19 protein-coding genes are annotated in these 21,822 nt (G+C 56.9%); 15 read left to right on the top strand and 4 right to left on the bottom strand.

Features of this window, described 5'->3' with window-relative positions; translation table 11 throughout:
- The first annotated feature begins 24 nt into the window (after positions 1-24).
- The 7 genes from ACTJKV_RS18305 to ACTJKV_RS18275 all read left to right on the top strand — a co-directional run bounded on the left by ACTJKV_RS18305 (position 25) and on the right by ACTJKV_RS18275 (position 7,290).
- Positions 25-450 (top strand): GlcG/HbpS family heme-binding protein, encoded by a 426-nt coding sequence (locus tag ACTJKV_RS18305; protein WP_440599225.1) that lies wholly within the window; start codon positions 25-27, stop codon positions 448-450.
- 618 nt (positions 451-1,068) lie between these two features.
- A complete protein-coding gene (locus tag ACTJKV_RS18300; protein WP_440599224.1) occupies positions 1,069-1,761 on the top strand; it encodes a FadR/GntR family transcriptional regulator in 693 nt (230 codons plus the stop codon).
- Positions 1,758-2,933, top strand: coding sequence for a PLP-dependent transferase (locus ACTJKV_RS18295; protein WP_440599223.1), 1,176 nt, complete (start codon positions 1,758-1,760; stop codon positions 2,931-2,933). Before ACTJKV_RS18300 ends, ACTJKV_RS18295 begins: the two co-directional genes overlap by 4 nt.
- Before the next feature lie 33 nt (positions 2,934-2,966).
- A complete protein-coding gene (locus ACTJKV_RS18290) occupies positions 2,967-4,226 on the top strand; it encodes an ABC transporter substrate-binding protein (protein WP_062426772.1) in 1,260 nt (419 codons plus the stop codon).
- Positions 4,227-4,469: 243 nt separating this feature from the next.
- On the top strand, positions 4,470-5,372 hold the full coding sequence (locus ACTJKV_RS18285) for a carbohydrate ABC transporter permease (protein ID WP_440599338.1): 903 nt from the start codon (positions 4,470-4,472) through the stop codon (positions 5,370-5,372).
- A gap of 3 nt (positions 5,373-5,375) precedes the next feature.
- Positions 5,376-6,206, top strand: coding sequence for a carbohydrate ABC transporter permease (locus ACTJKV_RS18280; protein WP_440599222.1), 831 nt, complete (start codon positions 5,376-5,378; stop codon positions 6,204-6,206).
- Between the two features lie 4 nt (positions 6,207-6,210).
- Entirely contained in the window at positions 6,211-7,290 is a 1,080-nt protein-coding gene (locus tag ACTJKV_RS18275; protein WP_113178988.1) for a sn-glycerol-3-phosphate ABC transporter ATP-binding protein UgpC, read from the top strand.
- A gap of 192 nt (positions 7,291-7,482) precedes the next feature.
- On the opposite strand, the gene ACTJKV_RS18270 is transcribed toward ACTJKV_RS18275, so the two are convergent.
- On the bottom strand, positions 7,483-8,352 hold the full coding sequence (locus ACTJKV_RS18270; protein ID WP_440599221.1) for a YiiG family protein: 870 nt from the start codon (positions 8,350-8,352) through the stop codon (positions 7,483-7,485).
- A 345-nt stretch (positions 8,353-8,697) separates the two neighbouring features.
- Between ACTJKV_RS18270 and ACTJKV_RS18265 the strand changes: the two genes are divergently transcribed.
- Positions 8,698-10,320: a GMC oxidoreductase gene (locus ACTJKV_RS18265; protein ID WP_440599220.1), complete on the top strand. Its 1,623-nt coding sequence runs from the start codon at positions 8,698-8,700 to the stop codon at positions 10,318-10,320.
- A 77-nt stretch (positions 10,321-10,397) separates the two neighbouring features.
- Here the strand turns inward: ACTJKV_RS18265 and ACTJKV_RS18260 are convergent, their stop codons facing one another.
- Genes ACTJKV_RS18260 through ACTJKV_RS18250 form a run of 3 tightly spaced genes read right to left on the bottom strand, consistent with a single transcriptional unit; the run spans position 10,398 to position 13,394 of the window.
- On the bottom strand, positions 10,398-11,039 hold the full coding sequence (locus ACTJKV_RS18260) for a ThuA domain-containing protein (RefSeq protein WP_062442427.1): 642 nt from the start codon (positions 11,037-11,039) through the stop codon (positions 10,398-10,400).
- 17 nt (positions 11,040-11,056) lie between these two features.
- Positions 11,057-12,157, bottom strand: coding sequence for a Gfo/Idh/MocA family protein (locus ACTJKV_RS18255; RefSeq protein WP_440599219.1), 1,101 nt, complete (start codon positions 12,155-12,157; stop codon positions 11,057-11,059).
- Positions 12,158-12,194: 37 nt separating this feature from the next.
- Positions 12,195-13,394, bottom strand: a complete 1,200-nt coding sequence (locus ACTJKV_RS18250; protein WP_113225735.1) for an ROK family transcriptional regulator — start codon at positions 13,392-13,394, stop codon at positions 12,195-12,197.
- Positions 13,395-13,598: 204 nt separating this feature from the next.
- Between ACTJKV_RS18250 and ACTJKV_RS18245 the strand changes: the two genes are divergently transcribed.
- From ACTJKV_RS18245 to ACTJKV_RS18215, 7 genes are all read left to right on the top strand, one after another.
- Positions 13,599-14,900: an extracellular solute-binding protein gene (locus ACTJKV_RS18245; protein ID WP_440599218.1), complete on the top strand. Its 1,302-nt coding sequence runs from the start codon at positions 13,599-13,601 to the stop codon at positions 14,898-14,900.
- Positions 14,901-14,985: 85 nt separating this feature from the next.
- Complete coding sequence (locus tag ACTJKV_RS18240; RefSeq protein WP_440599337.1) at positions 14,986-15,909, top strand: carbohydrate ABC transporter permease; 924 nt, start codon at positions 14,986-14,988, stop codon at positions 15,907-15,909.
- Complete coding sequence (locus tag ACTJKV_RS18235; protein ID WP_062597890.1) at positions 15,902-16,750, top strand: carbohydrate ABC transporter permease; 849 nt, start codon at positions 15,902-15,904, stop codon at positions 16,748-16,750. The genes ACTJKV_RS18240 and ACTJKV_RS18235 overlap by 8 nt, the downstream gene beginning before the upstream one ends.
- A 12-nt stretch (positions 16,751-16,762) precedes the next feature.
- On the top strand, positions 16,763-17,836 hold the full coding sequence (locus tag ACTJKV_RS18230; RefSeq protein ID WP_440599217.1) for an ABC transporter ATP-binding protein: 1,074 nt from the start codon (positions 16,763-16,765) through the stop codon (positions 17,834-17,836).
- Between the two features lie 404 nt (positions 17,837-18,240).
- Positions 18,241-18,972, top strand: a complete 732-nt coding sequence (locus ACTJKV_RS18225; protein WP_062426786.1) for a helix-turn-helix transcriptional regulator — start codon at positions 18,241-18,243, stop codon at positions 18,970-18,972.
- Between the two features lie 427 nt (positions 18,973-19,399).
- A complete protein-coding gene (locus ACTJKV_RS18220; RefSeq protein WP_156380068.1) occupies positions 19,400-19,780 on the top strand; it encodes a hypothetical protein in 381 nt (126 codons plus the stop codon).
- 217 nt (positions 19,781-19,997) lie between these two features.
- Positions 19,998-21,788: a methyl-accepting chemotaxis protein gene (locus tag ACTJKV_RS18215; protein ID WP_440599216.1), complete on the top strand. Its 1,791-nt coding sequence runs from the start codon at positions 19,998-20,000 to the stop codon at positions 21,786-21,788.
- Positions 21,789-21,822 lie beyond the last annotated feature (34 nt).

Below are 21,822 nucleotides of genomic sequence, written 5' to 3'. Positions count from 1 at the left end.
ATAAAAACAGGGAGGATACAGCAAGTGTTGGTCATCAAGCGCTTGGACATAGAGGATGCGCGTAGCTTGATTGCAGGCGCGCGAGCCAAAGCGACTGAAATTGGCGTGCCAATGTGTATCGCTGTTGTCGATGAATCCGGTCAGTTGATCGCGTTTGAACGGATGGATGGAGGTAAGATAACCAGCACCATCATTGCGCAAGACAAAGCGTACACGGCTGCGGGCGCAAAGCGAACGACCGAGAGTTACGGCACGGCAAGCCTGCCAGGTAATCCCGCCTACGGCATCAACTCTGCGATCGGTGGGCGCCTTATGGTCGTCGGCGGTGGCTTGCCAGTGATCGTTGATGGCGAGGTCGTCGGAGCAATTGGCCTGAGTTCGGGTACGCCGGCGCAGGATGTTGAATGTGCTCAAGCCGGAATTGATTACTTTCAAGCTTCCAGAAACTAAGCTCGTGATAGGTCAAATTTCTAAGTGAGATGGTGGTTGCTGCCAGAAGCGGACCAGAAGGCGGCGTATCTTGACGATGAGTTACGAGGTGTCGCTGCCGAGCTAGTCGAGGAAGTGCTCGACACCGCCATTCGTTCCTCACGGCGATGGGTGTGACGCTCATTCTTCGTGAACGGAGGCAGCAACTTCCTCGGGATGAATATCTGCAAAACTCAAAAGCTGAGCAGACACCCTAAAAACTCGACGCACCGCCGGGTACCGAACGGCTGCAGCCCACCTCCCATGTTTGATGTTCCAAGTCTCCGAAGCTGATGAGAGGCAGCGTAGCTCGCGAGTTAGATGAGCCGCGACCGCGCGCTTGGGCAGACGCTTCTTGCAGAAGATTGGACGTTCACAATGACAGCGGTCGCAGAACTCCGCAGCTTTGAGAATGGCCCTTCCGAAATTGTAAGAGGCGGTCAAAGCAACGAAAAAGAATCCAATCTCATAGGAAATCTGCAGCACGTCCGGCTTGACGCCTCCGAAAAATGAAGATTATGTTAATCGGTAAGATGTCAGACCAATTTGCAAGTGCTGACATTGCGGGGGCAAATGGATCAGACACTCGAAAAGCATGTGATGACTCCGCTGCCAGTCGTAGACCGGGTACGGCAGGTCGAAGGCGCGCTTGTCGAGTTTGTCGAGCGGGCTGATCTGAAGCCGGGGAGCCGCCTACCTGCCGAGCGTGAGTTGATGTCGGCGCTTGGTGTCGGGCGTTCCACCATTCGTGAGGTCATCCGAAAGTTTCAGGCGCTTGGTATTATCGATTCCCGCAAGGGCAGCGGCAATTATCTTTTGAAGCCGATTTCCACCGCGACTGTCCATATGCCGATTTCCATTGAGGCGCAAAGCCTGCGAGACGCGCTTTTGATGACGCTGGAAGTGCGCCGTGGGATCGAGGTTGAAGCGTCGATGGCGGCGGCTCGCCGCCGCACCGAGGACGATATCGAAACGATGCGTCTTCGGCTGGAAGAGATGGAGCGCGTTCATCTGGCCGAGGGTACGTCCGGCAAGGCTGACCTTGCGTTTCACCTTTCGATTTACGACGCCACTCATAATTCGCTGTTCAAGCAATTGCTCGAGCAGATGCGCGAAGGCTTCGAGCGCTTCTGGTCCAAGCCGTTCGACAGGCCTGATTTCGCCTCTCGCTCCTTTCCGTTTCACCGCACCCTGTTCAACGCGATCGTGGCCGGTGACACGTCGGCGGCGCGGCAGGAAACATTGAAAATCCTCGCGATCGTCGAGGAAGATATTAAGGACATGTCCAAATGAGCCAAGGCTCTGATTTTTTTGATGCAGCATCGCTCATTGTCGCGCATGACGAAACGCACGCTTTCGAAGCCGTGGTCCCACCGCTGGTGCAGACATCGCTCTTCACCTTTTCAAGCTATGACGAAATGGTCGCGACCTATCGTGGCGAAAAGAGCCGTCCTGTTTACACACGCGGGCTAAACCCGACCGTTCGCATGTTTGAAGAGATGTTAGCTAAGCTCGAAGGTGCTGAAGACGCACTCGGTTTTGCCAGTGGCATGGCAGCGATTTCGTCCACCGTACTGTCCTTCGTTTCTCCCGGCGATCGTATCGTCGCGGTCCGCCACGTCTACCCGGATGCCTTCCGTCTGTTTGGTACCCTGATGAAGCGGATGAAGATTGACGTGACCTATGTCGACGGTCGCGATGAGGCCGCAGTCGAGAAGGCGATGCCCGGCGCCAAACTGTTTTACATGGAGAGCCCGACAAGCTGGGTGATGGAGGCGCATGATGTCGGTGCCTTGGCAGCGATTGCCAAGCGACACGGCGCGATCTCTGTCATCGACAATTCCTGGGCCAGCCCGATTTTCCAGACGCCCTTGGCACTTGGCGTCGATATGGTGGTGCATTCGGCTTCGAAATATCTCGGTGGTCACAGCGACGTTGTTTCGGGCGTCGTTGCCGGTTCCAAGGCGATGATCGACCGTATTCGCGCGGAAGCTTACCCCTATCTTGGCGGCAAGATGTCGCCCTTCGACGCATGGTTGTTGATCCGCGGGCTGCGCACGCTTCCCATCCGCATGAAGGCGCATCAGGAATCGGCGCTTGCGATCGCATCGCGTTTGCAGGCGCTCGACGTCGTGGAGGCTGTTTGCCATCCGGGGTTGGCAAACCGTCTTCCGCCGGGGCTGAACGGCACGTCCGGTCTCTTCTCCTTCATCTTCCGGGAAGGTGTGGATGTACGGGCCTTCGCCGACCAGCTTCAGCTTTTCAAACTGGGTGTTTCCTGGGGAGGACATGAAAGCCTGATCGTCCCAGGGGAGGTGGTGCTTGAGCAGAAGGCGCAGCCAAATTCAGCACATACTTTCGGTATCAGCGCGCGCTCCGTGCGCCTGCATGTGGGCCTGGAGGGTACTGAAGCTCTCTGGAATGATCTTGAACCAGCCATCAGAGCGGCATCTGCCGCAGCCTGACGCATCGTGACGACAACAAAAAGGGAGAACGACATGAAAAAACTGGTAGCAGCAGCATTCTTTACCGCCATGATGGCCGGAACGGCGCTTGCCGACACAACCCTGAAACTGGTGGAAGTCATCACCAGCCCCGAGCGCACCGAGACGTTGAAAAGCCTCGTCGGCAAATTCGAGGCCGCCAATCCCGGCACGAAGGTCGAGATCATATCGCTTCCATGGAACGAGGCCTTCCAGAAGTTTGCCACCATGGTATCGGCTGGTGACGTTCCGGACGTGATGGAAATGCCTGACACCTGGCTGTCGCTTTATGCCAATAACGGCATGCTCGAGAGCCTGGAGCCCTATCTGGCAAAGTGGCAGTACACGTCGGATCTGACGCCGCGAGCCCTGGAGCTTGGCCGCGATGTGAAGAACACCGCCTACATGCTGCCCTACGGCTTCTACCTGCGCGCGATGTTCTACAACAAGAAGCTGCTTGAGCAGGCTGGCGTGAAGGAACTGCCGAAGACGCTGGACGAATTTGCCGACGCGTCGAAGAAGATTTCGGCCATTCCCGGCAAGTATGGCTATTGCCTTCGTGGCGGCGCCGGAGGTCTGAACGGCTGGGTGATGTTCGGCGCATCCATGGCCGGCTCCAATGAGTTCTTCACCAAGGACGGCAAGTCGACATTCGACAGCCCTGGCTGGGTCAAGGGCCTCACCTACGTCGTAGATCTCTACAAGAACGGCTACGCGCCAAAGGACAGCGTCAACTGGGGCTTCAACGAGATCGTCGCTGGCTTCTATTCCGGCACGTGCGCCTTCCTTGATCAGGATCCGGACGCCTTGATCGCCATCGCCCAGCGCATGAAAAGCGAAGATTTCGGCGTCATGACCATGCCGAAGGGACCGGATGGAAAGACCTTTCCGACCATCGGTTTTGCCGGCTGGTCGATGATGGCGTCTTCGAAGGACAAGGATCTTTCCTGGAAGCTGATCGAAACGCTGGAAGGACCTGAAGGCAATATCGAGTGGAACAAGAAGACCGGTGCTCTTCCAGTTCACACCTCCGCCGAGAAGGACCCCTTCTATGCAAGCGAGCAGTTCAAGGGATGGTTCGAGGAACTGGCCGACAAGAATGCCGTGCCGACAACCATGCCGACCTATCTCCAGGAGTTTGCGTTCTTCAAGGATTCGCTCGTGATCAAGACCTCCCAGGAAGCTCTTCTGGGTGACATCACACCCGAAGACCTCGCCAAGCAGTGGGCGGACTACATGACGAAGGCGCAGCAGAAGTTCCTTCAGTCCAAGTAAGGGACACCGGTGGCGTATCTTTCAAGGTACGCCACCTTCCTGCTGCCACGAGCTTTGAAGCGCTTCGCGAGCTTGTTGATCAGCGCGCTTTAAGCCGTTGTTTTGTCGCATGTCGTTACCGCAAAGTTCTCGAACACCTTTGTGCGACGTGCCGTGAAGTTGAGATCAGCGCGTGGCCTCCGGCCCAGACTTCGTTACGCTGAGGAGCAATTGATGTCGTCATTTTCAAGCGCCGCACCTGCGATGTCGCGCAAACCTATGTTGCGTAGGCTGGCCAACTCGGCTGAGCCATGGCTTTATAGCGCGCCCGTCCTCGTTCTCATCGTCACCGTGATGATGGTGCCGCTGGTGCTCGGGCTTTCCTACGCATTCCGCGACGTCCAGTTGCTCAATCCGTTTTCCGGCGGCTTCATCGGCCTAGAGCATTTCAAGACGCTGTCTCAGGATGCCGCATTCTACCGCGCTCTCAAGAACACGCTGTGGTGGACGGGCGCGTCGGTGTTCCTTCAATTCTTCTTCGGCCTTATCCTTGCCCTGCTGCTTGACAAGCCCTTTGCCGGTCGCGGTATCGCCCAGGCCTTGGTCTTTCTTCCATGGGCCGTTCCAACCTTTCTGGCAGGCCTTAACTGGGCCTGGTTGTTCAACCCGGTGATCGGACCGCTGCCGTACTGGATGACGTCGCTCGGCATGCTCTCGGCACCGAATAACATTCTGGCCGATCCGCATCTTGCCATGTGGGGACCGATCATCGCCAATGTCTGGTGGGGCATACCTTTCTTCGCCATCACGCTATTGGCCGCCTTGCAGGCCATTCCCCGCGACCTTTACGAGGCGGCTTCTATCGATGGAGCGAGCCCGCTCCAGCGGTTTACCTCGATCACCCTGCCGTTTCTGGCCCCGACGATCGCCATCACCGTGCTGCTTCGTACCGTCTGGATCGCCAATTTCGCCGATCTCATCATCGTCATGACGAATGGTGGCCCGGCCGACCGCACGCAAATCGTTGCAAGCTATATTTTCACCCAGGCCTTCAAGCGGCTGGACTTTGGCTATGCGTCGGCGATCGCGCTGGTTCTGCTCGCGCTTCTGCTCGCCTACTCCATGTTGATCGTCATCATGCGCCAGCGCCTTATCGAGAAGGATTGATCCGTGACCGGCCGAATTTTTCTCACAGTCGCGCATCGCCTGGCGATCCTCGTCTACATCGCATTCGCGCTCTTTCCCTTGTTCTGGCTGCTCAAGGTTTCGGTGACGCCGAACGACTTGCTCTATAGCGAGGGTGTGCGGCTATGGCCATCGCGCGCAACCTTCGACCATTATCGCTTCGTCATCGAAAACAGCGCCTTTCCGACATTCTTCAAGAACAGCGTCATCGTGGCGGGATCAACGGCTTTTGCCGTTACGGTGCTGTCGTCACTTTCCGGCTATGCGCTTTCACGCTTCCAGTTCCGCGGGAAATACTGGATCATCGCGCTGATGCTCATCACCCAGATGTTCCCGTTGGTCATGCTGGTGGCACCGATCTTCAAGATGCTGTCTCCGCTCGGCCTGACCAACAGCCTGACCGGCCTCGTCATCGTCTACACCGCGTTCAACGTGCCTTTCGCCACGTTCCTGATGCAGTCGTTCTTCGACGGCATTCCGAAGGATCTGGAGGAGGCCGCCATGATCGACGGCGCAAGCCGCTTTACCGCCTTCCGCCAGATCATCCTGCCTCTGACGCTTCCGGGAATTGCCGCGACGCTTGGCTTCGTCTTCACCGCGGCCTGGAGCGAGCTTCTCTTTGCGCTGATGCTGATTTCTGGAAATCAGAGCGCGACCTTCCCGGTCGGCCTCCTGACATTCGTCTCAAAATTCTCCGTCGATTTCGGGCAGATGATGGCAGCGGGCGTCCTGGCGCTCGTTCCCGCATGCCTCTTCTTCCTGCTGATCCAAAGATATCTCGTACAGGGCCTGACGGCCGGTGCAGTGAAAGGATAAATCCATGGCTTCCATCGAGCTGAACCGCGTCGCCAAGTCCTATGGGGATCATCCTGTCCTGCACGGTGTCGATCTCTCCATTGCCGATGGCGAGTTCGTGGTTCTCGTCGGCCCGTCCGGATGCGGCAAATCCACGCTGCTGCGTATGATCGCCGGTCTGGAGGAAATCACCTCGGGCACGCTCTCCATCGATGGGCAACTCGTCAATAATCTCAAGCCCAAGGACCGTGACATCGCCATGGTGTTTCAGTCCTATGCGCTCTACCCGCATATGAGCGTCGCCGACAATATGAGCTACAGCCTGCGGCTTCGCCGCAGCCCCAAGGAGGCGATTGCTGCGGCCGTTTCGTCAGCATCGAGTAAGCTCGGTCTCGATCCCTATCTTGCAAGGCGCCCAAAGGCGCTCTCCGGCGGCCAGCGTCAACGCGTTGCCATGGGGCGCGCCATTGTGCGCCAACCCAAAGCCTTCCTTTTTGACGAACCCTTGTCCAACCTCGACGCGCGTCTGCGCGAACAGATGCGTGCGGAAATCAAGCGGATGCATGCCGATCTACGTGCTACCTCCGTCTACGTCACCCATGACCAGATCGAGGCGATGACGCTCGCCTCGCGCATCGTCGCCATGAATGCCGGCTATGTGCAGCAGATCGGTGCGCCGCTCGATCTTTACGATCGTCCGGCCAACCTCTTTGTCGCCGGGTTTATCGGTTCGCCAGGAATGAACTTTCTTGAAGGCCGCTGTGTTCAAAAGCCCTATGGAAGCGCAATGTCCTTGCCAGACGGTAGCCAGCTTCCCCTGGGCCGAACGATTCCGCTTAGAGATGGCGAGGCCATGACCCTCGGTATCCGTCCCGAGCACGTTGTCGTCTCACCGGAGACGGGCGGCGTGGATGCCAAGGTGGAGCTCGTCGAGCCGACAGGCCTCGGTATTATCCTGCACCTCACGGTACACGGACTTCCCTTCAAGCTGTTTTCTTCCGACCGTGCACTGTTGCAGCCTGGAGCTTCGATTAGCGTTGGCTTGCCGGAAGCCAGGCTCCACGTCTTTGACAGCAACGGTGACCGCGTGAATACAGATCAATAGGCTCGGGCCCTCAAGTGGTTGCAGCTTCCTCTGATCTTGGCAGCCACGCCTCATCGGAGCCGAAATCTGGACTGATCTTGAATTGCACGCTCTGTGGGCAAAAAGGACGTCGTACGATTCTGATGCGTCTAAGATTACGCGCGGCGTTCTAAGGCCGCCGCGCCGAAAATCCTATTTGCACAATAGGATAGATCAATCATTTGAGAACGTCGTTGCGCTCTGAGACGTTGAGACCATCATATTGTAGTCGTTATAGATCCACTCCAGATCGTTGGCGGCTTTACGAGCATCGCCCTTGGCCTTCTGCAGTTTTTCCTGGAAGTCCCGCAGCTTGCTGAGAAGCGTTCCTGGGCTGGATTCGAAGACGTGGAACGAGCCGGGATGTTCAGTCGCGTAGTCATCGAACACCTTGACGGCTTCGGCATAGTCCTTGAGCGACGCGTTATAGGCGCCGAGGTCGACTTTTGTCTCATTGCCGCTCGGCAATGTCTCCATGACGGCTTGCGCCTTGATCATGATGTTACGCACTTGCCAGCGTGATTTCTTGCCCTCGGCCTTCTCCAGCGCGGCCAGTTCCTGCAAGTCGATTTCCCGCTTCTCCTTGGCCAGAAGCGTGTCGGCCTCGGTTCGTGCCGTTGAAAATTCATCCGCAAACTTGATGATCTGAGCGTGAAATTCCTTGCCGCCCTGCATCTTGTCGCTCTTGTAGTCCGAGCGGTCGTAATACTTGCTGGCTTTTTCCAGAACCGGCGCCAGCTCCTTATAGACGGCGATGAACCGGGTCATGGTTGCGTCGAGATCAGGCATCTTTGGCTCGGCACCTGTTGCCTCTTCCGCTTTGGCAATTTCGGTGCGAACGTCATAAGGTGCGTAAAGCCCGTAAATGATGCGTTCCTTACCGGTTGGACCCTTCTTCATGTTTACCCAGCTTTCGTAGCGGAAAAGCGAGTCCGACGCGCGGATCGCGCGGTTCATGAAGCCGACATAGGCATTCATTTTCTCCACCGCAGCACCGTGATCCTCTTCTCCAGATTGCGCCCAAGCAGCTGGGGCCAGGGCCATGGTGAACGCCAGACAAACAAAAAATCTCATCAGTTTTGTCAAATTTCTCTCCTTTATCAGATGCTTCCCCGTAAATCCCGCCGCCTTGGTACTCCTTTGCGCTGCAGCTGGAAGGTGCGTTTTTTTACCAGGACTTTTTTATAGACGGCGCGCTTAACAGGTTTGGGAGGGGCTTTGCGTTGAGACGGATTTGGGCGTTTGCTTGCGGGTTCGATCAACCCCAGGCGACGGATCGGGCACCCGTTTTTAGGCAGTTCCCGGATATAAAGTGAAGGACAAGATCTGGTCGTTGTAACGACTGCAGGATCGCCTTTTAGTGTTCATGGTTTGCAGAAATGAGAAGCCATGATTCACCACGCGCTCAACGCGACATCGATACCGTTTCAGGTCTGCATCGTCGGGGCTGGTCCGGTTGGCCTTGCTCTTGCGTGCAGATTGGAAGAGCAGGGTATCTGCGTTCTCCTGGTTGAAGCGGGTGAGAACGGCGATGCAGGGCGCCACGTTAGTGTCGCAAATCAACATCACGCTCCATTGATGTCTGCAACGGCGAGTGGGCTGGGCGGTACATCATCGCTGTGGGGAGGGCGATGCGTCGCCTTTGACGACATCGATTTTCTTCAGCGCCCATACGTTCCGAACTCCGGATGGCCGATCTCCCATAGGGAGGTAAGTGGCTACTACGGAGACGCGCTAAAGTTTTTGAATGTCGCCGACATCGATTTAGGTGATGAGCAAATAAACGGCGATTCCGATGAGGTTCACCTCGACGCCATAGAGTGGTGGAGTTCTCAGCCCAACCTCGGACTGCAATACCGCGACCGTATCGATCAATCCAAGCTGATCCATTTTCTCCCAGACACGGTTCTCAGCTCGATCGAGCTCGATTCTGACCACGCCGTCACTCATCTGCACCTTCAAGGCAAGGCGGGGACTTTGCGAATTCCCGCTCAAAGGCTGGTGCTTGCCGCCGGCGGTATCGGGAACGTGCGTTTGCTCCACCAATTGCACACGGCGCATCCCGGGGTTCTTTCCCCTGCACTTGGGCGCTATTACCAAGGACATCTGACGGGTTACATTGCCATTGTGGAACTAGAAGACGACGTCGGCGTCGATGCGCTGTCATTTCAAGCGACCAAAGGGGGAGGCATTTTTCGGCGCCGTTTCCAGCTTTCAGGTGATGCGCAACAGCGCCTCGGCTTACTCAATTGCGTCTTCTGGCTCGACACGATCTCCATCTCGAATGCCCTCCACCATTCGGCTGGACTTTCCGCGGTGTTTCTCGCCCTTCAACTGACGGGTCTCTACCGTTTTTTTGCCAATGGTAAAGCTGCGGGCTCGCGGCTTCGAAGAGGTCGTCGATACCGGGATCATCTTCGTAATCTCGTCCCCTCTGCGTCAGTCTTGAAGGATATTCGCCGCACCATCGGCCAATTGCTGCGGCGCCGCGATCGGAGAGTGCCGATCGTCAACCCCGCCCGGCGCTATTTGCTGCGCTACCATGCCGAACAGGCTCCCGACATGTCCAGCACCGTCATGCCATCGCCGTCGACGCAGGAGGATCAAGTGGCAGCGGTTGCTATCGATTATCGCGTGCGGAATGAGGACCTCATATCGATAGAAAGGTCGCATGCTGTTCTCGATCGGTGGCTGAAAGAAAGAGGGATGGGAAGGCTCGATTACCTGCACCCGGCATCCGCCCGCCTGCAAGCACTCCGTGATCAGGCCTATGACGGCTTTCACCAGATCGGCTTGACGCGGATGAGCGCTTCGCCCGAAGAGGGCGTTGTCGATCGTGACTGCAAGGTTCACGGCGTCAGCAATCTTTTCGTTGCGGGAAGTTGCGTTTTCCCCACGGGCGGGCACGCAAACCCGACCATGCCCGCAGTCGCACTCAGTATGCGACTGGCAGACCATTTGGTTGAAACGCTCACAGCCAAACAAGCTGTTGGGCCGGTCGCTATCAGTTGAATCCCATTTCGGTAGCCATTGTGCAAAGCCGCGTGCAGATACACGCGGCTTTGCATCAGGTTAGGATTCTAACGCCTTCAGCGCGCGGCCCAGTTGGCGCCGCGGCGGAAAATCTCCCGCATCTGCGGAACGGCAAATTCCTTAGCCTGGTGACCGAGTGATGAATAGAAGACGCGGCCTTTCCCGTAGTTGCGCTTCCAGGCGACCGGCATGACGACTCCGTCGATCCACCAGGCGTGATCGCCGGTAAAGGTTGTCGTCGCGAGAACCTCGTTTGAAGGGTCGACATGCATGTAGTACTGCTCGGACGTGTAGGGGAAATCGGTGATCCCGGCCATGATCGGGTCTTCCGGCTTGGTGATGTTGACGGTGTAGTCGATGATGTTGCCGGGGTGGGCAACCCATTGTCCGCCGATCATGAACTGATACTCAACGCACTCGCGAAAGCTGTCGCCGGCGCCGCCGTGATATCCGGCGATGCCGACACCGTTCTCGACGGCGGTCGCAAGATTCTTGATCTCTTCCTTTTCGATCTTGGACATGGTGACGATCGGTACGACGAGGCTGAGATCGTGGACAGAGGGATCGGCGAAGGCCTCGGTGCTGTGTTCGACATAGACCTTGAAGCCTTCCTCTTCGAGAAGATCCTTGATGATGACCGAGCATTCCTCGGGTTCGTGGCCGCTCCAGCCGCCCCATACTATCAGTGCTTCACGCATTTTATTCCTCCTCAGAATTATTGACCGATCCGGCCGTCGACAAGCGACTCGGCCAGCGGGGCCGGACGGTCGACGACGGTGGTGATGGAAACGGTTGTGCCCGTGTCCGATGCGGTTTGAAACGCTTCCATGACTTCAAGAACGTGCAGTGCCAGATCGCCATTGGCTCGGTGCTGGCGATTGGAGCGGATAGCATGGGCCATGTCCGCGACGCCGATCGATCGGTAGTTGCCATCCGCGTAGGGCGAAGACAGTTCCTGGATTTCGAACTCGCCGCCTTTTTTCAGAAGCTGGACCTCGCCACCAAAGTGGTTGGGATCGGGTACAAGCAGGGTCCCCTCCGTGCCATAGAGTTCGAGCGGGACATGTCTGTGTCCAGCCACGTCGAAACTCATGCCGACCTGAACAATCGCGCCGTTCTGAAATGCAAGCGCGCCTGCGACATGGGTCGCCACATGGACCGGGATTTTCTCGCCGTTGCGAGGCTCGCTGGTGATCAGGCGCTCGGTACGTGGCGAAAAGGCAAAGCCTGCCACCTTGGCGACGGGTCCAAAGAGGTTGACGAGGTCGGTAATGTAATAGGGTCCCATGTCCAGCATCGGTCCGCCGCCGACTTCGTAGTAGAAGGCGGGGTTAGGGTGCCAGCGTTCGTGTCCCGGGCACATGAATGTCGCCGTTCCGCCGACTGGCGTGCCAAGAACGCCTTGATCGATGAGTGTCCGCGCGGTTTGATGACCGCCGCCCAGGAACGTGTCCGGTGCCGCACCGATGCGCAGCTTCTTCGCTTTCGCCGCTTCCGCAAGCCGTTTGCCCTCGGCAAAGTTAATGCCAAGCGGCTTTTCGGAATAGGTGTGCTTGCCGGCGTCCAGTGCCCTCAAGCCCACCTCGACATGCGCCTTGGGGATCGTCAGGTTGACGATGATCTCGATCTCCGGATCCGTCAGCAAATCCTCGACGCTTCGCGCGGCGACGTTAAATTCCTCGGCCTTTGCTGTGGCCATCTCCGCGTTCATATCCGCGACACCCTTGATGTCGAGGATCGGGAAGGATGCCATCGCCTTCAAGTAAGCGCCCGAGATATTGCCGCATCCGATGATGCCGATGCCGACCTTTTGCATATTCTACTCTCCCATCATGCTTGCGCCCGCTCACTCCTCAGAGAGCTGGGCCTGTGGTGTTCCAAGGCGATTCGTACAGTTCGTAGAGCGCGACAGCCGCAGCACCCTGTGCCCAGAGCTCGTCGCTGGAGTTGTCGAAGACCAGTTCCGCCACGCCTTGTAGGGATGGCGGCACGGAAATCTCGTAGGCGCTCCTGATGCTATCGATGAACGGGGCACCGAGATCGAGGCTGGAGCCAACGAAGATGACGCGCGGCGGAGCAAACAGGGTCACGATATTGGCGAGCGTCAGACCTATCGCGGCACCCGCCCGTTGGGCAGCGGCGATGAGATCATTGTCCTGCGCCAGCACCAGCGCTTGGGCATGTTGAATGCCCCGGCCAAGCCGAATTGCTTCGGCGAAACGTCCGTCAGCGGGCCGCGACGCAAGGATTGCATTTTCGCCGGCCTGGCTCGCCAGCCGAACGGTTCCTTCCGGGCTCGCGACAAGCACAAGATCGCCAAGATTATGGCTGAGACCACCGGCACCGCGGAAGAGGTCGTTTCTATGCAGCACGCCTAAGCCCAGCGTCTGCTCCAGTGAGATCAGCACCATGTCCTCAAGATCGCGCGCCTTGCCGAACCAGTGGTGGCCAAGCGTCACGGCATGCGCATCGCTTTCAATGATGGTGGGCGTCCCAAAGCGGGCCGTCATCTCGCCTGCAAAGTCGATGTTGACTTCGCGTAGCACCGGGCTGAAGCGGATCTTGCCGGTGCGGTGTTCAATCACTCCTGGCAGACCGAGGCAGACCCGGTCGACATCTTCGAGTGAAAGCCCTGCATCGACGACGCATCGACGCACACCGTCTTCGATCAGATCTGCAATGACGCCGATCGGCTGGCGATCGATCCGAATTGGCAGCGAGAGGGACGACAGGACGTTGCCGCAGAAATCGGTGACGACGAAGACCATACGGTTGGCCGCGATCTTGGCCCCAACCACCCTGGCAGCATCCGGATTGAGTTCCAGCATCACGCGGGGACGGCCGCGCGAGCCCTCCGTTCGTATATCGCCCAGGTGGCGCGACAGAATGAGGCCATCATCCAGTAACGATGCCGTTATCGCGGAAACTGTGGTGGTGGAAAGCTGCGTCCTTTCACTGATCTCCACACGCGAAATGGGGCCGTGACGACGGATCGTGTCGAGGACGTTCAAGCGATTGATTGCACGCATCAGTTCGGGGTCGGCAGTCTTCATGGGTCCAGTCGCAACGAGCTTGAGCAGAGCAATTCAGGATGTCCGATTAATATCGGATCACGGATTAAATAGCCCGAATATGCGTCGCCATGTCAAGCTGCGTTGCGGAAAATAGTAGTTACGCCTTGACAGTTAGTGGATTCTTATATGAATTAATTCGGATTGGGGAATAAATGTGAGGAAGTCCCCGGGAGGATCATCATCATGACGTTTATGCACGCGGGCGCAAGCCTGGGCGGCAAGCTGATCACGCTTGCCTCCACCACAGCCATTACATTCATGCTCGGCGCAGCAAGCGCTTCTGCCGCAACTGTCGTCAAGTGGATGCACGTCGAACTCGATCCGAAATCCGTGGCAGTGTGGGAAGAGATTGCCAAGGATTACGAGACGAAACACCCCGATGTCGACATTCAGCTGCAGTTTCTGGAAAACGAAGCCTTCAAGGCCAAACTTCCCACCCTTTTGCAGTCGAATGACGTTCCTGACTTCTTTTACAGCTGGGGCGGCGGCGTGCTTGAGGAGCAGTCCAAGACAGGCACTCTGAAGGATCTGACCGAAATCTTCGATGCTGATGGTGGCAAGATTCGAAACGCCTATAACCCGGCTGCCATTGATGGCTTGTCCTTCGACGGCAAAGTGTGGGCTGTGCCTTACCGCGTCAGCCTCGTCAGCTTCTTCTACAACAAGCAGCTGTTTTCCAAGGCCGGCGTCAAGGCGGAAGACATCAAGACGTGGGACGATCTTGGCGCCGCGGTAAAGAAGATCAAGGACGCCGGGATTGTTCCGATTGCCGGTGGTGGCGGGGAGAAGTGGCCGATCCATTTCTACTGGAGCTATCTCGTCATGCGCAATGGAGGCCAGGCGGTCTTCGATGCCGCGAGCAAGGGCGAGGGCGAAGGCTTCATGGACCGGACGATCATCAAGGCTGGCGAGCAGCTTGCAGAATTCGGTAAACTCGAACCGTTCCAGCCGGGCTATCTCGGCGCCACCTGGCCACAGGCGCTAGGTGTTTTTGGCGACGGCAAAGCGGCGATGATCCTTGGTTTCGACAATACCGAAGCCAACCAGCGCAAGAATGCAGGTGACGGCAAGGGTCTTTCCTCCGACAATCTCGGTCGCTTCGCTTTTCCGATGGTCGAGGGCGGTGCGGGCAAAGCCACTGACACGCTTGGCGGTCTGAATGGATGGGCGGTGACGAAGAATGCTTCGAAGGAAGCAATCGATTTCGCCACCTTCCTCACCAATGCCGACAACGAGAAGAAGCTCGCGGCAGCCGGCATGATCTTACCCGTCGCAGTCGGTGCGAGTGAAGCGGTGAAAGATCCGCTGATGGCCGATTCCGCCAAGCAACTTGCGGCGTCCACGTGGCATCAAAACTTCTTCGACCAGACGCTCGGTGCCGCTGTTGGCCGCGTCGTCAACGACATCTCCGTCGAAATCGTCTCCGGTCAAATGACGCCTGAAGAGGGCGCGCAGCAGATCCAGGATGCTTTCGAGCTTCGCTGATCCCGCCTGAACGGTGGGTGCCGCCTGGTGCGGCGCCCATCGCCATTGCGTGAATACGAAAGCGGATAAGATGACCAATATTTCCATGAACGCTGCGCCCGCGCTGACAAGCCCGGTCGTAAAATCGAAGCGGAAGCAGAGCTCCGTTGCGCATGACCGCGCGCTGACTTTGTTGATTTTCCTGCCCCCGGCGCTGTTGTTGTTCACCCTCTTCGTGATCTTGCCGATGGGGGAGGCGGCCTGGTACAGCCTCTACCGTTGGAACGGCTACGGCACGCCGAGCGAATTTATCGGGCTCAAGAATTTTCAGGTCCTGTTTGGCAATGCTGCGTTCTCGCAGGCGCTGATCAACAATGCGCTGATCATCATCATTTCGATCTGCATACAGATCCCGCTGGCAATCTGGCTTGCGACGATGTTGGCCCATCGCATTCCGGGCGTCGTGGGGTTTCGTCTCGTCTTCTTCCTGCCCTATGTTCTTGCAGATGTCGCAGCCGGTCTTATCTGGCGCTTTGTCTATGACGGCGACTACGGTCTCTTTGCCGCCATTTCGAACTTCTTCGGGTTCGCCAATCCCTATGTGCTGGCGGATAAGGATGTTGCGATCTATGCCGTGCTTGCCGTCATCGTCTGGAAGTATTTCGGCTTCCACATGATGTTGTTCATTGCCGGCCTGCAGTCGGTGGACAAGAACGTGCTGGAGGCGGCCGAAATCGATGGGGCCTCAGGCTGGCAGAAGTTTCGCTACGTGACTCTGCCGATGCTCGGCTCGACGGTTCGGCTTTCGATCTTCTTTGCCGTGATCGGCTCGTTGCAGCTCTTCGACATGATCATGCCGTTGACGGGCGGTGGTCCCTCCAATTCCACCCAGACCATGGTGACGTTCCTTTACACATACGGCGTCATGCGCATGCAGGTCGGGCTTGGAAGCGCTGTCGGGGTGGTGCTGTTCATAATCTGCGTCACGCTTGCCTTCGGTTACAAAAGGATTTTCATGCGCCATGACTGACACATCCACATCCGTTCGCGTCAGCGTCCAGACGAGGATCTACCTCTATGTGTCGCTGACCCTTATTGCCGCTATCGTACTCATACCACTGCTAACGACGGCGCTTGGAGGCTTCAAGACGCTTGGCGATCTGCGCGTCAATCCCTTCGGTCTGCCAGCCGAGTGGCAGTGGGCAAACTATGGCGATATCCTCTTTGGGAAACGCTACTGGCTGCAGATTTTCAACTCGCTCGTCATTGCCGTTCTCACCGTCTTCCTGACGCTCGTCGTCTCGGCGATGGCGGCCTTCACCTTCGCGCATGTCAAGTTTTTCGGGTCCAACTTCCTGCTCAATTATTTCCTGTTGGGACTGATGTTTCCGGCTGCGACCGCAATCCTGCCGCTCTTCATTCGCATCCGCGATCTGGGGCTGCTGGACACCTATTGGGGCGTGGTCCTGCCGCAGGTGGCCTTTGGCCTCGGCATGAGCATCCTGCTCTTCCGCAACTATTTCAAGAATTTGCCGGACGAACTTTTCCAGGCAGCCTTCGTTGACGGCTGCGGTTACCTGAAATTTTTCTGGCATATCTCCATGCCGCTTTCGCGGCCGATCATCGCAACGGTCGGGATCGTCTCCTTCGTCGGCAGCTGGAACAGCTACATCCTGCCGCTCATCATGCTCAATTCCGAATCCAAATACCCATGGCCGCTCGGCATCATGGTCTATCGCGGTGAGTTCGGTACCGAGTGGCAGCTGGTGCTGGCCTTCATCACCATGACGATCCTGCCCACCATCATCGTGTTCTTCTTAGCGCAAAAACACATCATCGCGGGCCTGACGGCCGGCGCCGTCAAGTCCTGAGGGGAGAAGACAATGGCATCTGTAGAACTGAAAGATATTCGCAAATCCTACGGCTCGCTTGGCGTCATTCACGGCATTTCGCTGGAGATATCCGATGGCGAATTCATCGCGCTCGTTGGGCCCTCCGGATGCGGCAAGTCCACGCTGCTGCGCATGATTGCCGGGCTTGAGGAAATTACCGATGGCGACGTGCTGATTGGCGGCAAGATCGTCAACGAGATGACGCCGAGGGAGCGCAACATCGCCATGGTGTTTCAGTCCTATGCACTTTATCCGCATATGACGGTCGCCGAAAATATGGGTTTCAATCTGAAGATCGCCGGTCAGCCAAAAGCGGTGATCGAGGAGCGCGTCACCGAGGCCGCGCGGATGCTGGACCTTGCCAACCTGCTGGATCGCAAACCCTCGCAGCTTTCCGGTGGTCAGCGCCAGCGCGTGGCGATGGGGCGCGCTGTCGTGCGCAACCCGGCGGTCTTTCTTTTCGACGAACCGTTGTCCAACCTTGACGCGAAGCTGCGCGTGCAGATGCGCAGCGAAATCAAGACGCTGCACCAGAAGGTCGGCACGACGTCGATCTATGTGACGCATGATCAGATCGAAGCAATGACGCTCGCAGACCGCGTCGTCGTCCTCAATCAGGGGCGCATCGAGCAGCAGGGAACGCCGCTCGAGCTTTACAAGAAGCCCGCCAATCTCTTTGTCGCCGCCTTCATTGGCTCGCCTGCCATGAACCTGATCGAATGCATCGTCGATGGTGACGACGGCGCGCCGGCAGCGCGGCTGGATGACGGCACGGCCATTCGCATTGCCGCCGATCGCAAAGTCAAGCGCGGGCAATCGGTCACCATTGGACTACGTCCCGAGCATTTTGCCATGGGAGGCGAAGGCGACGTGATAGTCTCCGGCAAGACATTGCTGGTCGAACCGACGGGTGCGCAGACCCATGTGGTTTTCGATCTTGCCGGACATCACGTGACGGCGGTGGTTGATGGCGAACAACTGGTAAGAACGAATTCGATGTTTGCGGCCAGTATCAATCACGAACGGGTTCATGTTTTTGACAGGGCAAGCGGGTTGGCTCTTTGAAGCAGTGCTGAGGAACGTAGCGATCTTTCAGAGTGCAAGGGCTTTGAGGGGATCGACGTGACCATTGTAAGCAAAAATGTAAACGCTGGTGCTCTCATGATTGCATCGATGGCTGCAGGAAGTTCAAGGGGAGCAATGACGCTGTGACCCACCCTGTCAGCGGCACGCCGATCGCCACTACGATTGGGAGATGCCCTGGCTTCTACCGCACTGGTTGTACAAAGCAGCGCAAAAGCTCGCATCGGTGTCGTCATGAGTATCGTCTTGAAATCGCGCCGTCATTTATCGGTTGAGACGGCACCCACTGCTGTGCATAGTCGGCCTGATCACCTGTAGAGTGAGGTGGCCGATTTACGTCTAATTGATTTTGGTCTCGAAATTTGGGATCAAAGCCGGAGCACCTTATGCCCTTTTCTCGAACGCTTGCCCTGACATTGTCGTTCGACGAGGCCGTTGACCTGAGCTCTCTACCGGTGCGTAGGCATTTGCCCTACCACCCATTTGTTGAGCGGCTCCGACAAGCCGTGCCCTTCGATTTCTTTGCAGTGTCCGGTTTGGATCTTGATGGCTATCGATTTGGAACCGGTCATTCCATCGACACGGACGTGCCTCCTGCATATTTGGACGCATATTATGGGGACGGGCTGCTGGCCATAGACCCATTCGTCAAGGCTTCTTCAACGGCGGCGCGTGTTGTCATCGAAGAAGAGATCTATGCGGAAAATCCGCCGCCCCAGCGTCTCCTCTATCTTGCGCAAAGCTTTGGTGTGTTCAACCGCACCCTTTTTCCCATCAGGCGAGGCACGAAGGTGTTTGGAGCCGTCACGTTCTCCCGCGCGACCCCATTCACCACCGAGGAAATTGAGTTCTTACAGGAAATTGTCGGCACGCTTCATAGTATTATCACAAGGCCAATCATGGAGAGGTTTGCGGCTCAGGAGATGAAGCTGACGGACGGTGAGCTTGATTGCCTAAGATGGGCAAGTCGCGGCAAGACCAGTGAAGAGATCGCTGAAGTATGTCTCTTCACGACGGATACGGTGAATAGTTACATCAAGGCGGCAACCCGTAAACTTAGCGCCAAGAACCGCAGTCATGCGATCGCTGAGGCGATCCGACGTGGTCTCATAGAGTGAGATCTCATATTTCCATCCTTTAAATTGTAAAATTCGTGCCGATGTCGCATAATGAGTGATTGAAAATTTAGACTATAGTTCAAATCGCGTGTGTATTGCTCTATTAGCGAGCAAATGATTTTTGGCGAATATTCGAATTAATATTTTTTTCATCTTTCACCCCTAAATTTGGAATCGCACGAAGGGGCTGGAGTTACGCCCGCCCCGAGAGGTAACCATCTGCTTTAGCTGCAACTCCGCGCTCTTCTCGCTCATCGCCCGGATCGCGCTTCACAGAGCTGCGCTGGATCGAGGCCGGTTACCTCGTCGCATTCAAGGGGCCTAAATCTAGGAGCCTGCAGCGGCATGAAGCCGAGCCGTGTCGGGGGGGGTCATGCGGTCTGTTCATGTTCGATGCCATGTAATGTCTCTTCTCCGGGTGATCGTCATGTTGACGATTTCTGGATGCGCCGTCGTCTTCGGCGGTGAGGCGCTCGACACCCTTATCAGGGCAAATGACGGCTACCATATCGATGAGCTATTTCTGGCTCTAAGCCTTGCGGGCGTGCTCGCCCTTGGCTCGTCATTGTTGTTGGTCGCCGATTTTTCGAATGGTGCACGTCGGCCAGACTGCCATCAAGCGAAACCCCACTGGTTACAGTTCCATGATGCCCTTACGAGCTTGTCGATCCGTCAGGTGCTTCATCTCTTCTTGATGGGCATTCCGCTCACGTTCTCGTTGGGGCAAGACCGATTGGCAACCTTCCGCCTCTGCACCGCCTCTGCCAGTAAAACCGGGCCTCCTCAGCGTGGCACGTTGACGGCTTGAAGAACGTTCTCCGAATAAAGTCGGAAGCAAACTGAGCAACAAATCGCAAAACGTTTGAGAGACAGGGTCTTATACTGTCATCGACAGCGCGTGCCGCCTTGGGAAGACCACGGGTCCGCACCTGCGCACACATACCCCGAATTCTCAGACAGGTAATAACACCAGAGCATAGGAGGCTTCACGCCTTGCTCTGACAACCGCTAGAAGGCACGACAGCATGTTCGGTTACTCCAACACCACCCATATGCAGACCAATTCCTTGGATCATATCACGGCGAACATCATGATCGCCGATGCCGGTCTCAACATTCGCTACATGAACAAGGCCGTGCAGGAGCTTCTGAAAGAAGCTGAGACCGACCTGAAAAAAGAATTGCCGCGGTTTGATTTCGAAAAGCTCATCGGCAGCAATATCGACATTTTTCACAAGAATCCCTCCCACCAGCGCAACATGCTGGCTCAGCTTCAAGGCCAGCATCGGGCGACGATCTGGGTTGGACATCGTGCCTTCGATCTGATCGTGACGCCATTGCGCGCGAACGGAAAGATCACTGGCTTTGCTGTCGAATGGGCGAATGCCAAAGAGCGGCTACAGAATATGGACTACACGGCGCAAATGGAGGCCGTTAGTCGCTCCCAAGCGATTATCGAGTTTTCCACCGACGGCGAAATCGTGACCGCCAATGAGAACTTTCTGAACGCACTCGGTTACCGATTGGACGAGATCAAGGGTCGTAACCACAAAATGTTGGTGGAGCCGACCTATGCTCAGTCCCCCGAATATTCGGAATTCTGGGCGGCGCTGCGTCGAGGCGAGGTTCAATCCGCCGAATTTACGCGCTACGGCAAGAACGGTAAGCTGGTCGTGATCAATGCCGCCTATAATCCGATTCTTGATGCCAAGGGCAAGGTGGTCAAGGTGGTCAAATTCGCGACCGACGTCACGCAGCGCGTGCACGCCGTCAACACTATTGGTGCAGCGCTGACGAAACTGGCACAAGGCGACCTTTCCTTCAGCATTGATGAACCCTTCGCACCCGACTTCGAGGAATTGCGGCGCACGATGAACGACGCGCTCAGCCAGATGCGCAATACGTTGAGCGCCGTTGCCCATTCAACAGACCAGATCGACATGGGCACGCGCGAAATTAGCCAAAGCGCGGAAGACCTCTCCCGTCGTACCGAGCAGCAGGCCGCGTCACTCGAGGAGACGGCTGCGGCACTGGACGAAATTACAGTCAATGTGAATAACGCTTCACGGCGTGCAGATGACGCGAGACAGGCTGCGATCACGGCCAGTAACAATGCCACGCGGTCCGGCCACGTGGTTGCGGATGCGGTGGCTGCCATGTCGCGCATCGAAAGCTCCTCCAATCAGATATCGAACATTATCGGTGTGATTGATGAAATCGCGTTCCAGACGAACCTTCTGGCGCTGAATGCCGGCGTCGAGGCAGCCCGCGCGGGTGAAGCTGGCAAGGGATTTGCGGTGGTTGCACAGGAAGTCCGTGAACTTGCACAACGGTCCGCTCAAGCTGCCAAGGAGATCAAGGGCCTGATCCGAAATTCCAGCGAAGAGGTGAGCACCGGCGTCAAGCTTGTTAGCGAGACGGGAGAGTCCTTGCGAACAATCCACGAGAACATCACGTCGGTGAACCAGCATATGGAAGCGATCGCAAGCTCCGCAAAAGAGCAGGCCGTCGGACTTTCTGAAGTCAATTCCGCCGTCAATCAGATGGATCAGGTAACGCAGCAGAACGCCGCGATGGTGGAGGAGACGAATGCCGCGGGCGTGACGCTTGCGCAAGAAACTGCCCGCCTTCGTGGTCTCGTGGAGGGCTTCCAGCTTGGGAACCGTCCTAAAACAAAAAGCCAGAAGACGGTCGCTGTCGCTACCCCCGGCGATCGACCAGTGTCTTCCCCCGCTCGCAATATGGTGACGAAATTGGCGAGCGCTGTTGGAGGACATGGCAAGGCGGTAGCGGAAGGGGGCTGGGACGAGTTCTAAGTGGCTGATCGGCGCTCGGGTCGCGATGGAGTAG

The organism is Agrobacterium sp. 22117, assembly GCF_052045735.1.
GTDB lineage: Bacteria > Pseudomonadota > Alphaproteobacteria > Rhizobiales > Rhizobiaceae > Agrobacterium > Agrobacterium cavarae.
The sequence above is the reverse complement of the archived record's forward strand: the minus strand, read 5'-3'. Positions and strand labels throughout refer to the sequence as shown.

Bases quoted from the DNA above. Each gene is read 5' to 3' on its own strand.
- ACTJKV_RS18300 (WP_440599224.1), top strand. From the start codon at position 1,069: ATGACTCCGCTGCCAGTCGTAGACCGGGTACGGCAGGTCGAAGGCGCG.
- ACTJKV_RS18295 (WP_440599223.1), top strand. From the start codon at position 1,758: ATGAGCCAAGGCTCTGATTTTTTTGATGCAGCATCGCTCATTGTCGCG.
- ACTJKV_RS18290 (WP_062426772.1), top strand. From the start codon at position 2,967: ATGAAAAAACTGGTAGCAGCAGCATTCTTTACCGCCATGATGGCCGGA.
- ACTJKV_RS18285 (WP_440599338.1), top strand. From the start codon at position 4,470: ATGTCGCGCAAACCTATGTTGCGTAGGCTGGCCAACTCGGCTGAGCCA.
- ACTJKV_RS18275 (WP_113178988.1), top strand. From the start codon at position 6,211: ATGGCTTCCATCGAGCTGAACCGCGTCGCCAAGTCCTATGGGGATCAT.
- ACTJKV_RS18270 (WP_440599221.1), bottom strand. From the start codon at position 8,352: ATGGCCCTGGCCCCAGCTGCTTGGGCGCAATCTGGAGAAGAGGATCAC.
- ACTJKV_RS18265 (WP_440599220.1), top strand. From the start codon at position 8,698: ATGATTCACCACGCGCTCAACGCGACATCGATACCGTTTCAGGTCTGC.
- ACTJKV_RS18260 (WP_062442427.1), bottom strand. From the start codon at position 11,039: ATGCGTGAAGCACTGATAGTATGGGGCGGCTGGAGCGGCCACGAACCC.
- ACTJKV_RS18255 (WP_440599219.1), bottom strand. From the start codon at position 12,157: ATGCAAAAGGTCGGCATCGGCATCATCGGATGCGGCAATATCTCGGGC.
- ACTJKV_RS18250 (WP_113225735.1), bottom strand. From the start codon at position 13,394: ATGAAGACTGCCGACCCCGAACTGATGCGTGCAATCAATCGCTTGAAC.
- ACTJKV_RS18245 (WP_440599218.1), top strand. From the start codon at position 13,599: ATGACGTTTATGCACGCGGGCGCAAGCCTGGGCGGCAAGCTGATCACG.
- ACTJKV_RS18240 (WP_440599337.1), top strand. From the start codon at position 14,986: ATGAACGCTGCGCCCGCGCTGACAAGCCCGGTCGTAAAATCGAAGCGG.
- ACTJKV_RS18235 (WP_062597890.1), top strand. From the start codon at position 15,902: ATGACTGACACATCCACATCCGTTCGCGTCAGCGTCCAGACGAGGATC.
- ACTJKV_RS18230 (WP_440599217.1), top strand. From the start codon at position 16,763: ATGGCATCTGTAGAACTGAAAGATATTCGCAAATCCTACGGCTCGCTT.
- ACTJKV_RS18225 (WP_062426786.1), top strand. From the start codon at position 18,241: ATGCCCTTTTCTCGAACGCTTGCCCTGACATTGTCGTTCGACGAGGCC.
- ACTJKV_RS18220 (WP_156380068.1), top strand. From the start codon at position 19,400: ATGTTGACGATTTCTGGATGCGCCGTCGTCTTCGGCGGTGAGGCGCTC.
- ACTJKV_RS18215 (WP_440599216.1), top strand. From the start codon at position 19,998: ATGTTCGGTTACTCCAACACCACCCATATGCAGACCAATTCCTTGGAT.